Source organism: Sphingobacterium sp. B29 (assembly GCF_001952815.1).
Classification (GTDB): Bacteria; Bacteroidota; Bacteroidia; order Sphingobacteriales; family Sphingobacteriaceae; genus Sphingobacterium; species Sphingobacterium siyangense.
Window position 1 is genome coordinate 78,303 of the sequence record NZ_CP019158.1, and the last position, 11,259, is coordinate 89,561.

Annotated in this window: 9 protein-coding genes and 1 tRNA gene; 3 read left to right on the top strand and 7 right to left on the bottom strand. The window is 40.2% G+C overall.

What is annotated here, in order from left to right; translation table 11 throughout:
• Positions 1 to 17: 17 nt before the first annotated feature.
• The 3 genes from BV902_RS00345 to BV902_RS00355 form a co-directional block, all read right to left on the bottom strand.
• Complete coding sequence (locus BV902_RS00345) at positions 18 to 1,058, bottom strand: Atu2307/SP_0267 family LLM class monooxygenase (RefSeq protein ID WP_075990286.1); 1,041 nt, start codon at positions 1,056 to 1,058, stop codon at positions 18 to 20.
• A gap of 174 nt (positions 1,059 to 1,232) precedes the next feature.
• Positions 1,233 to 1,901: an AcvB/VirJ family lysyl-phosphatidylglycerol hydrolase gene (locus BV902_RS00350; RefSeq protein WP_075990287.1), complete on the bottom strand. Its 669-nt coding sequence runs from the start codon at positions 1,899 to 1,901 to the stop codon at positions 1,233 to 1,235.
• A gap of 21 nt (positions 1,902 to 1,922) precedes the next feature.
• The gene (locus tag BV902_RS00355; RefSeq protein WP_075990288.1) at positions 1,923 to 4,517 is read right to left on the bottom strand and encodes a phosphatidylglycerol lysyltransferase domain-containing protein; all 2,595 of its coding nucleotides are present in this window, start codon (positions 4,515 to 4,517) and stop codon (positions 1,923 to 1,925) included.
• Between the two features lie 125 nt (positions 4,518 to 4,642).
• Here BV902_RS00355 and BV902_RS00360 point away from each other — a divergent pair, with 125 nt between their 5' ends.
• On the top strand, positions 4,643 to 5,878 hold the full coding sequence (locus BV902_RS00360) for a glycosyltransferase (protein ID WP_075990289.1): 1,236 nt from the start codon (positions 4,643 to 4,645) through the stop codon (positions 5,876 to 5,878).
• A 4-nt stretch (positions 5,879 to 5,882) separates the two neighbouring features.
• On the opposite strand, the gene BV902_RS00365 is transcribed toward BV902_RS00360, so the two are convergent.
• Both BV902_RS00365 and dcd read right to left on the bottom strand, forming a co-directional pair.
• Positions 5,883 to 6,983 (bottom strand): MBL fold metallo-hydrolase, encoded by a 1,101-nt coding sequence (locus BV902_RS00365; RefSeq protein ID WP_172840622.1) that lies wholly within the window; start codon positions 6,981 to 6,983, stop codon positions 5,883 to 5,885.
• Between the two features lie 8 nt (positions 6,984 to 6,991).
• Positions 6,992 to 7,528, bottom strand: coding sequence for a dCTP deaminase (gene dcd, locus BV902_RS00370; RefSeq protein ID WP_046673098.1), 537 nt, complete (start codon positions 7,526 to 7,528; stop codon positions 6,992 to 6,994).
• Between the two features lie 119 nt (positions 7,529 to 7,647).
• Here dcd and BV902_RS00375 point away from each other — a divergent pair, with 119 nt between their 5' ends.
• Both BV902_RS00375 and BV902_RS00380 read left to right on the top strand, forming a co-directional pair.
• Positions 7,648 to 8,289, top strand: coding sequence for a 4'-phosphopantetheinyl transferase family protein (locus BV902_RS00375; protein ID WP_070561499.1), 642 nt, complete (start codon positions 7,648 to 7,650; stop codon positions 8,287 to 8,289).
• A 111-nt stretch (positions 8,290 to 8,400) separates the two neighbouring features.
• A tRNA-Glu gene (locus BV902_RS00380) sits at positions 8,401 to 8,472 on the top strand.
• 105 nt (positions 8,473 to 8,577) lie between these two features.
• Here BV902_RS00380 and BV902_RS00385 read toward each other — a convergent pair.
• Together BV902_RS00385 and BV902_RS00390 are read right to left on the bottom strand one after the other, a co-directional pair.
• Complete coding sequence (locus tag BV902_RS00385) at positions 8,578 to 9,924, bottom strand: ankyrin repeat domain-containing protein (protein ID WP_075990291.1); 1,347 nt, start codon at positions 9,922 to 9,924, stop codon at positions 8,578 to 8,580.
• 19 nt (positions 9,925 to 9,943) lie between these two features.
• Positions 9,944 to 11,140: an ankyrin repeat domain-containing protein gene (locus BV902_RS00390; protein WP_075990292.1), complete on the bottom strand. Its 1,197-nt coding sequence runs from the start codon at positions 11,138 to 11,140 to the stop codon at positions 9,944 to 9,946.
• Between the last annotated feature and the right edge of the window lie 119 nt (positions 11,141 to 11,259).

Below are 11,259 nucleotides of genomic sequence, written 5' to 3' on the forward strand. Positions count from 1 at the left end.
AAAATGATAATCGCTCTTTAGGCATCTTTATGAAGAGCCTTTCGAATTTCAGGCGCTATTTTTTCGCCAAAAATCTCAATAGAACGGAGCATCTCTTTATGTCCAGGGGCGCCCACATCCATGTGTGCAGAGAAACGTGTCAATCCGAATTTCTCTTGTATTTGCAAAATTTTATCTACTGCATAGGCAGCATCCCCAACAATTAGATGCCCCCTTGAAGTTCTTCCAAAGTCATATTGTGTACGTTGATATGGAGGCCAACCTCTACTTGCTCCGATACGGTCCATCTGTGCCGAATAAATCGGATAGTAATAATCTGCTACCTGAGCGTTGTTGTCGCCAAAGAACGCATGCATGTGCACTCCTACTTGAAAATTAGCCATATCATGTCCATTATCCTCATAAGCTTGACGATACATTTCAAATAAATGATCGAAGCTTTCGTACATGCCGCCGATGATAGCAAACATAACCGGTAAACCCAGTTTTCCTGCACGGATAACAGAAGATGTTGTACCACCTACAGCAACCCAGATCGGCAGTGATCCATTTTTAGGCCGAGGGAAGACTTCTTGATTGATTAAGGGTGCTCTAAAATTTCCTCGCCAAGTAATTGGATTTTGCTTGTTCAATCGTAACAAAAGCTCAAGTTTCTCCTCAAACAATTCGGAATAATCTTTCAGATCATAACCAAATAAAGGGAAGGATTCAATGAAGGATCCTCTTCCAGCCATCAGCTCAGCACGTCCATCAGATAAAAGATCAACTGCTGCGAAATCCTGAAATAATTTAACAGGATCCGCAGAACTCAATACCGAAACTGCACTGCCCAATTTAATATTTTTGGTAACTGTAGAAGCCGCAGCCAAGACAATTTCGGGTGCTGCAACCGCATAATCTGCCCGGTGATGTTCCCCGATTCCAAAGAAATCCAATCCTACTTGATCCATAAGCTTGATCTCCTCAATAATTTCTTTCATTCTATCTTGTGCTGCCTGGATCTGACCTGTAACAGGATCTATCCTCGAGTCACCAAACATTCCAATTCCTAATTCCATAATTGTCTATTTAAATTCTAAATCAAAATTAAGACCTTCTTCATTTAATTAAATTGATGTAGGACAAGAAATCCGATTAGCTTCAGCGCTTTCACCGATTTTGACAAGGTAAAAGGCCTATCGCTACTGTATAACCACCATAAAGGAAAGCTAGCAGACAATAACCCCGCCCAATTAGAAGAGAGCGACCGTATTCTTCGCTACCTGGTCTGCATTCCCACTAAAATGATGGCCCCCGGAGAGGTATTTTTTTGTAAAATTCTTAAGTGTTATTTTTTGTACAGGAAAATCGGCTTCGTCGTCACCGAGAATGACGCCCGTTTTGACTCCATCCATGCGATTGATTTCAGAGATGACATCAAGACTTCGCTTTGTATTACTACGGCCTAAAATATCAGCTATATGGATCTCCAGATCTGTAGACACGGATGGTTCCAAAAGCACAACGCTCTTTACATTTTTTTTAACAACTGGATCCAAGCGGTTAATAATAAAAGGGACCGCATCTGCTCCAAATGAATACCCAACGACGAAAAGACGCATATTCTGCCGTGAGGATAACAAAGTCTTCAAGGTATTAGAAATATCTCCTGCTATCTCATTTGGGCTTTTCTTCTTCCAGAAATAATTTTTTGAATCAAGAGCTGCGACAGTATATCCTGCTCCAGCAATCAGCTCACAAAGCTTGTTAGAGAATGAATTAAATCCACCATCTCCACTCAGATAGAGAACCAGGGGTAGTACAGCTTTATTATTCCAATATTTCATGTCAATCAAACGTTGTTGAGCAAAAGCATGAAATGCTATGCTACCAATTATAAATAAAGTGGCTAATTTTTTCATCTGTATGAGATTTACATGAAGCTATTCATTCGGTTTCATCACTTTGACCAGTGCTATAGGAAGTTGTAAGAGATCAAAATCGTTATCAAATATAAGGTATTTATTTTCCCAAAATGTCGCATACTTCTCTTTAAAATCACGCAGACTATGGTAATGTTTAAAGTTTCCCAATCGTGTTGAGGCAAACTTCATAATCTTTTCAGCGGGACTATCTGTCGCTCCCAAGCCCGTCATTGGCACCATGCCCAAATTTAGATAGACATACTTTTTGGCTTTAGCATATGCAATAAGCTCAACAATCAATGCATCCATACTCCCACCTGGTGCGTCAAGCGATTTTCGGATCATATCATAAGTGCACTCATCTTTAGCATAATCGGGAATAATATTCAGAAAGGCGACAATATTATTTTGCTCATTTTTCAATACAATAATATCTTGCATAATAAGCTCATTTTCATCAAACATTCCTTGCGAAAAAACCATTTCCTTTTTATCAAATTCTTTCAACCATTCATTGGAAATCAATCTTAGCTCGTCTATAATTGCTTTTTCCTGCGGAGCTTTCAACACCTCCGTTGTAAAACCCTTTTTTTGAATTGCATTAAGTCCATTACGTAATGACTTACGGTCTTTTCCTTCTAGCTTGAATGTTTCCAATTCTAATACAGCCTCCTGTCCAATGGTGATTTTTTGCTTACGAAGAGATGAAAAATGAACCAAGCTATTTTCATCAACACGGTAATAAATGGCCTTTAAACCATTCGCATAACAATATTGATCAAATTCCTGAACCAGCTCTTCCTTATCCCCCTGCTCACAGACAGGTTCATCCAATACGATAGCAAATTCATTCGCCAAGCGATAAGCGGTAAATCCCTCCGAGACTTCTGAGAAGAACAGACTCTTATCTTTTCCCAATTTAAAGAAGTCCATCGGAGACTGTCCAAACTCAATTAGTAATTGTTCTGCATGCTCCATTTTGGAGCTACTCGAATCTTCGTCATCAATCAGCCGAGGGCGTGCAAGTGCGTAGATCAATAAGAACCAACAAAATAGTCCCAAAACTTGAGTGATGCGCAAAAATTCTTGACCAAAAACTGTTTGTGGCATCAATTCATCATCTGCAAACAACAGAAAACTCCGTGCCGTATGATATATTGATTGTCCCCATGTAAAGTCTAGCCCGAAATGTTGCTTATCAATGAAGTAAAAACTCAACACATCAAACAGGCATATCGCTATCAGAGCGACAAAAAATGTGATAAACCCAATTCTTACCCAACTAATATTACTCTTGATGCGATATTGTTTATAGCTCATTGCCAATAAAATCAAGGTCAATAAAGCAACCGATGCCTCTTCATAGTCCAATGCCTTAAACACATGTCCAAACAGCGACAAAGCACTAAACACCACGGCGATCCAGAACGCAATACGGAAACCTTTAATCAGGTATGCCGAAGTTACCAATAGTCCTAAGCCCAAAACCAGTACCATAAATTTAGAAGCATGAATTGCTTCTAGCGGCAAATAAAAACGATCTAGTTTCATACGATCAGCCAAAGGTGGTGTCAATACGGAAACAAGATTTACCACGCCTAAGAAAAATATAAGCAACGCCGGTCCAATACGTGCCAGCAATTGCTTACCACGCCATGCAAAGGCAAGGATTCCCAAGAGTAATGGAAGCCAAAATTCGAATGCCCGATAGAGAATTGTAATGCCCAATCCTTCTGCCTGCGAGTAGCCGTACGCTTTAAAAATATACAGCATGGTAAGCTCTACAGCCCCAAGGCCCCGTAGAAAAGGAGAAACAATCATCAATACGACCGAAACAGTATAGGCAATAGCCGCAGCCTCGAAGGAGTGGTCCAAACCAAGAGCATACATACTTACAAAAGCATGGGCAATACCGCAACATTCGACGACCATGGACGCCAACATAGTACCCAACAAATATTTTAGCTTGACTTCCCCTGAAAATATTTCATCGATGTTAGAGGCTACAGCAGGAAACTTTAATTCGACCCAGCGATAAATGCCTTTGTGTGTTCGAAAAGACCAGACCAGCCAAAATACGACAGCCAGGAGCAGTCCCAAAACGACCAATGAGATCCAGGCATCACCAAAATTTTTATTATGCCAGATCGTATACAATATAACAGGTACACCAATCATAAACACCGTCAGTAGTCCGACATAGCCATAAAGCGCCCCTGCTTGGTGAATTTGCGTCGTATTCAAATTTCTTTTCCGCAACTCCGTTGTTGTATATGCCAAAGAACTAATCCCACCCGCAGGAAGAAACACACTGAGTAAATTTCTCTTCAGGAAAAGATCAATGGCGATTCTCAGATTAATAGAAAGGCCGATCGCTTTAAAACTCTGCACATACATCAACCCCTGAAGCACAATATAGACGATGGTAATTCCAACTCCAACTGAAACCCAGGTTAGGTTGGCTGCGCGCAACTGCGGAATAATTGCGGCAAGCTCTTTCCGCTCATTTCTAAAAAATACAAAGGCCAATAAGATAACCAAAACAGCTATTAATTCCTTCCAATAGGTCTTTGGCGAAAAATGTCGAATCCGTTGAGCAATAGTTTTGGTCATATGATCGTTTAATGATGAATAACCTTTAAATATATTATAAACACTAAAATAAAGCTAATCGTTTGAAAATGACTAATTGTTAATTTTTCGTCAATTCTTTTCACATTAATCAGTAATTTTCCTGCATGAAAGAGAAAAAGGTTTTGTTCATCGGACTTGTGTGGCCAGAGCCAACATCTTCAGCGGCGGGTTTTCGCATGATGCAATTAATTGAAACGTTCACTACCCGCTCTTATCACATTACATTTGCTTCGGCTGCTGCGAAGTCACCTTATAGTGCCCCTTTGCAGTCTCTCGGGATACATGAACAAGCAATCGTGCTCAATAGCAATAGCTTTGACGATTTTATTACTCAACTACAGCCCGATATTGTTGTTTTTGATCGTTTTATGGTAGAAGAACAATATGGTTGGCGTGTCGCACAGCATTGTCCCGATGCACTCCGCATACTCGATACGGAAGACTTGCATTTTTTACGCCAGGCGAGACAGGCATCCGTCAAAAATAAAGGTGATTTCTCCTTTCAAGAGTTATTTACGGACACCGCTAAACGTGAAATTGCCTCTATTCTGCGAAGTGATCTCTCCTTGATTATCTCCGAATCCGAAATGAAGATTCTTATCGAAGAATTTCGAATTTCACCCGACATCCTCTATTACCTCCCTTTCCTTGAACACGAGATCAGTTCTACTGAAATTAATCAATGGAAGCCCTTTGAAGAGCGTAAGAACTTACTATTCATCGGAAATTTTATCCATGAGCCGAACTGGCATACGGTTCAATATCTAAAAACACAAATCTGGCCCCAATTACGGAAGATGCTTCCCAAAGTAGAATTGCACATTTATGGTGCCTACGCAACCCAAAAAGTACTCCAGTTAAACAACTCTAAAGAGAATTTCCTGATCAAGGGACGGGCGGAATCTGCTCGCCTTACCATGGAAAACTACCGTGTACTGGTCGCTCCAATTCAATTTGGTGCCGGCGTAAAAGGAAAGTTTATCGACGCCATGCAAACCGGCACACCATCTGTCACCACGACAGTTGGAGCAGAAGCCATGAAGGGTAATTTGGACTGGAATGGTTTTATCGAAGACGATCCCGAAACTTTCTGCCGAAAGACAGTTGAGCTCTACGAAAACGAAGATCTTTGGAAAACGGCCCAAGAACATGGCATCCGTATTATCAACGAACGTTATGAGAAACGAAAGTATCAGGCCGACTTTATGACGAATCTATCTTTGCTAAAAGTGCAGATTGACAGGCACCGCCAACAAAACTTTATTAGTCAGATATTGTTGCACCACACGATGCAGAGCACAAAATATATGTCTTTATGGATTGAGGAAAAAAATAAATAGATCTTTAGTTGACTTCACGCCACCAGGGCGCGTATACTGTATCTAATCTATTAAAATGGATCATTTCCCCTATTTTTGGTGTAAGGAGAGTGATCTGTTCTTTGTTCGCTGTCTCGTAAAATTTCTCCATTGGCTCTTTCCAGTCGTGCATAGCTAACGCGAACTTAGAAGAATGAACGGGCAAAATAACTTGAGCTTTCAGATCCTTCGTTTCAGCAGCCCATTCGTCAGGTAAGGAATGGATATAATGCCAGGCATCGTTATACTGGCCATTTTCCAAGATTGCTAAATCAAATGGACCGAACTGGTCACCTATCTTTTTGAAGTGCTTACCATATCCGCTGTCTCCACCCAAGAAAATAGTGTACTGGGAAGTCTTTAACACAAAGGATGTCCACAAGGTATTATTCCGTGTAAATCTTCGTCCCGAAAAGTGCCTTGCGGGTGTGAAGGTTACCTGAAAATCGGGCGCCAGTTTTATCTGGTCGTACCAATCACCCTCGATGATCTGATCGGCCTTATATCCCCAAGACTCAAAATGCGCCCCCACGCCAAGACCACAAATCACCTGACCGACTTTATCCCTCAATTTCACAACAGTATCATAGTCCAGATGATCGTAATGATCATGAGAGATAAACAAATAGTCAATTTTCGGAAAAACCATCGTCGCATAGTCGACAGACATCTTAAATGCTTTATTACTACCTGGGATAGGAGAAGCATTTTGGCTGAACACCGGATCAACCAATATTAATTTCCCATCTAACTTCATCAGGTAGGAGGAGTGACCAAACCAAATCAGAACGTCATCTGCGGGAAGATGCGCTAAATCGCATTCCATAGCAGGCAATACATTGATCGGTTTCAAGTGGGGATTTTTGTTGAAAAGGAAATCCCACAGCAAAGAGGCCATATTGACATCGCCTTTCAACGACGGCGTTACCTCGAGATTATGAAAAATACCATTTTTAAAATTTGGTGACTGTTTCATCCGCTCCAGTCGAGCTCCTTTGAAACTTCCTCCAAACATTGGATGAACAAAATAATAGAGTACTCCACTGATGAGAACAATCAATAGAGCCCCTAAAATAATCCATCCCATATTCCGCATCAGAAATTATTCTTCCACATCATGGATTCCACCGGACGGATGGTTTTGCCATTGTATTTTGCGTTACCTTTGGTATTATAAAATGTCTCGATATCGCCTTCTACAGCAAAATAGATCAATTGTCCAATAGGCATTCCCGCGTAAACCCGAACAGGTTGGGCAACCGAAATTTCCAAGGTCCAGGTATTACAGAAACCGACGTCACCCTTCCCTGCAGTTGCATGGATATCTATCCCTAAGCGACCAGTGCTCGATTTGCCCTCTAAAAAAGGAACATGCTTATGCGTTTCGGTGTACTCTTGCGTAACGCCTAAATAAAGGGTATTGGGTTCCAATACAAAACCTTCTTCCGGGATTTCAAAATGCTGAATTTCATTGTGTTTCTTGGCATCAAGTACACGGTCTGCATACGTTGCCAAATATTTCCCCAAATGCACATCGTAGGAATTTGTTCCCAAACATTTACGATCAAATGGTTGAATGACAATACTGCCATTTTCAATCTCTTCGAGAATTCTTTTATCAGATAAAATCATGTGTATCAAAATAGCAAAAGCGTCAGGCAATGCTATACAAATTCAAAAATACAGTTCTCCCACTAATTTTACTTCATTTTTCAAAACAAAAATCTGCGATTTGTTTTTTAAATTTGGGTATGAGTCTAGTGTATCTACGTGAAATTGATAATCAAACCAAATTTGCAATTTGGCGAATTGAGGAATCGGACGACGATTTGCTGTCGAAACTTCAATTGGATGAACGTGAAAAAGCAAAATTAGGGTCCTTCAATAAAGGGAAAAGACGGTTACATTGGCTTGCCACCCGTGTGCTATTGCGAACCTTATTAAACACATCCCGCTACATCGAATGTCCTTCGGATGCAAATGGCAAGCCTTATCTCGCTAATTTTCCCCAAAAAATATCACTTTCACACTCATTTGATTACGCTGCAGCAATGATCAGTACAAAAGGTGAAGTTGGTATCGACATGGAAATCATCAAAACAAAAGTAGAGCGCATCCAACATAAGTTTCTAAAACCTGCGGAGCTTGCATTCATCGCCCAGGATGATAGCCGATATGAGCAGCTTTATGCTTGCTGGTGCGCCAAAGAAGCGATTTATAAACTTCAAGGCAATGCAGGGGTCTCCTTCTTGAACAACATGACCATACAACCATTCGAATACCAAACGCAAGGTATATTAAAACTTGAACTCGACAGCGATCAAAACAAGCATATTTATGATGTACATTATGAGAAGTTCAATGAATATATGCTCGCTTACGCTGTAGAATAAGTCCTTTAAAAAAATAATTTTTCTCAATTTCAATGAATTAGCACACAGACAGCACTTTTTTTTTTGTGCTTTTTGAAAAAGCTTCTATATTTGCATCATCGAAAACGATATGGCCCGTTCGTCTAGGGGTTAGGACGCAAGATTTTCATTCTTGAAACAGGGGTTCGATTCCCCTACGGGCTACAAAAAGCGACTTCAAAAGAGTCGCTTTTTTAGTTTTTATCTAAGTGCTCAATACCAAATTCAGGAAACAGGCAAACAGATTTTTAAAGGGGCTTTCAATAAAATTTAATTCTTTAAAATTTTCGCTTTTTCCGCGTCAAATTCCTCCTGGCTTATAATTCCCGCGTCCAACAGATCTTTTAAATCAAATAGAGCCTTTTTCTTCATTCCCATATCCACGTTTGATAAGGGTTCAGTGAATACTTTTTTCTCTGGAAGGCCGGGCTCACCTTTTAGGGGATCGGTCTGTGCGCCGGCATCAATCAATAATGCCGTTATTTCATTAAATCCTTGCATATTGGAATAATCTATTGCTTTCTGTTCCAATACATTCGTTATATCTGTAACGGAGCCATTAGATAAGAGATACCGCAACACATCTTTTTTACCATAGGCAGCAGCATAATGAAGCGCAGTATTGCCGGTAGCATCCTGTTTATCAATTGTTGCACCACTGTCTAAAAGTTGTTTGACCAAAGACAGATAACCCATTTTTGTAGCTGTATGCAGTAATGTTTCTCCTGCATAATGAGGTTCAAAACCAAGAATAAAGATACGCCCCCCTGTCCGTTCGATCAACCTTTCCAAATATTTACCGTCCTTTCCATCAAATGAGTCTACAGGACGCGCATAATCTGCAGAGAGGCCTCTTTCTAAAAATAAAGCGAGAAGCTCTTTTTGATTGCTATTACAAACATACCACACAGGAGAAATTCCCTCGGCAGATTCAGCAAAAATATCGCTCCCCTGCTCCAGTAACTTCTGAGCAAGAATACGGTTTCCATTTTTTACTGCGAGCAGCAAGGGACCTTCACTTAAGTCATTCAGAATATTGACAGATGCACCGTTATCCAACAACATATTGACAATAGGAACGGAGCCCAGAACCACCGCCAAATTTAGGGCCGTATTACCCTCCTTGTCAGAGATATCTACACGAGCACCATTTTCAATAAGCCGCTGTACCACTGGCGGATATTTTGCCTGCACAGCCAATAGTAGTGGTGATTCAGCACTATTGTTCAACGCGTTTACGTCTAATCCCTGTGCAATCAGTTTTTCAGCCATTTCCTGTTGCCCTGTTCGAGCTGTAATATGGAGCAAGCTATTTCCCAAAAAGTCGTTGATCAGAATATTAGCATTATTTTCCAATAAATAGACTGCTGTTTGTTTTTGCTTTTGTAACAGGGCAAAATATAAGGGGGTTTCCCCCCGATGATCCTCGTAGTCCACTGTGGCTCCAGCCTCAACCAGCTTTCTCACCAAATCCAAATAACCTCGATGCGCCGCATAATGCAATGCTGTCCGTCCCATTTCATCAGTGTAAGATACATCAACTTGATTTTTCTCCAATAATATTTCCGCTATTTTACGTTTTCCGCTTTCACACGCTATTATAAATGACTGAGACATAACAATTTTTTCTGTTTTTTTATTGTTTTAATAACCATTCGACTGTCTTTACCTTTATATTATCCTCCATAGCATAATCGACAGCTTTTTTATCCATTATATTTTCCAATTGAGGATCGATTCCTTCACCGACAAGATATTTTACTTTTTTATAAAGGTCTCGGGCTCTATTTTCATCGTAATTGAGGTTTACTTGACAAATTTTATGCAATAGTGTATTACCCTCGTTATCCGCATAACTGAGGTCTAGATATCCTCTGTCCATAATTTCCTGTACAACTAGGACTGATTTTTCTGCTAGCCAATCTACGCCTGTTTTTTCTTTCTGATACCAAAGTGATGCAGCTGTCAAATCTGCCCCATGTTCCAAAAGTAAGATCAGCACACTCAGATTAGTCTCGCTATCAGTATGCATCATGCGAAGGAATGCATTGAGTAGGTTTTCTCCTTGTTTATTGACGCTATGAAAATCTGGACTTCCATAATTGAGAAGGGGAACGAGCAGATCTGGATTAAAATGCCTTACTGCTGCATAATAAAATGAACTTTCGCCATGCCAATCCTTTAGCCCTGGATCTGCTCCCGCATTGAGTAATTTAATCACAACATCAGTTTTCAATGTATCAACAGCCATGTGCAGGGCTGTTTTTTGTTCAACATTGCCGATATTCGGGTCTAAACCTTCAACTAACAGCCAGTCTACGAGCTCGCTAATACGTTCATTGGACTGCATACGTAGGCTACAAACTTTAAAAAGCAACGTTTGTCCATACTGATCCATCCGCTGCAGGTCGGCACCTGCCTCAAAAATAAGCTTTAAGAAAGGAATAACCACATTTTCCTGTAATGCATATTCCAATAAAGTAATGCCACCTACTTCTTCGTTGATATCATCTATCTGTGCTAAATAGCCTTTCATCCAAATTAAATGGGCTTCAAGCTGCACTTCGGATGCAATCTGAGGTTTGAATAGCGTATTAATCACGGATGTGCTAAAACGATCATAATCGTATAGATCAGTTGAGATTAGTCCTTTTTTTACAAAATGATCCAAGACTCCATAATGCTGGGCTCTAATCAATTGGCTCACTAAACTATTCAATTCGTAATCGTGAAAGTCAACTCTATTATTTGCTTCTGCAACAATCCGTTCCATCTCCGCGATTTCACCTTTACGTGAAAATTCAGCAAGCGTCCTTAATTCATTATTTGTCATTTTTTACTTCTGTTAGTCTAAAGAAAAGAAATCCGCATGATTAAATTGAAAACGATTTAACTAGAAAAATAGTATAACAGGCACTTGATAGTAACAACAGAATCACCATAAGCCTTTAA

Coding starts and splice junctions, on each gene's coding strand:
- BV902_RS00345 (WP_075990286.1), bottom strand. CDS start 1,058: ATGGAATTAGGAATTGGAATGTTTGGTGACTCGAGGATAGATCCTGTT.
- BV902_RS00350 (WP_075990287.1), bottom strand. CDS start 1,901: ATGAAAAAATTAGCCACTTTATTTATAATTGGTAGCATAGCATTTCAT.
- BV902_RS00355 (WP_075990288.1), bottom strand. CDS start 4,517: ATGACCAAAACTATTGCTCAACGGATTCGACATTTTTCGCCAAAGACC.
- BV902_RS00360 (WP_075990289.1), top strand. CDS start 4,643: ATGAAAGAGAAAAAGGTTTTGTTCATCGGACTTGTGTGGCCAGAGCCA.
- BV902_RS00365 (WP_172840622.1), bottom strand. CDS start 6,983: ATGGGATGGATTATTTTAGGGGCTCTATTGATTGTTCTCATCAGTGGA.
- dcd (WP_046673098.1), bottom strand. CDS start 7,528: ATGATTTTATCTGATAAAAGAATTCTCGAAGAGATTGAAAATGGCAGT.
- BV902_RS00375 (WP_070561499.1), top strand. CDS start 7,648: ATGAGTCTAGTGTATCTACGTGAAATTGATAATCAAACCAAATTTGCA.
- BV902_RS00385 (WP_075990291.1), bottom strand. CDS start 9,924: ATGTCTCAGTCATTTATAATAGCGTGTGAAAGCGGAAAACGTAAAATA.
- BV902_RS00390 (WP_075990292.1), bottom strand. CDS start 11,140: ATGACAAATAATGAATTAAGGACGCTTGCTGAATTTTCACGTAAAGGT.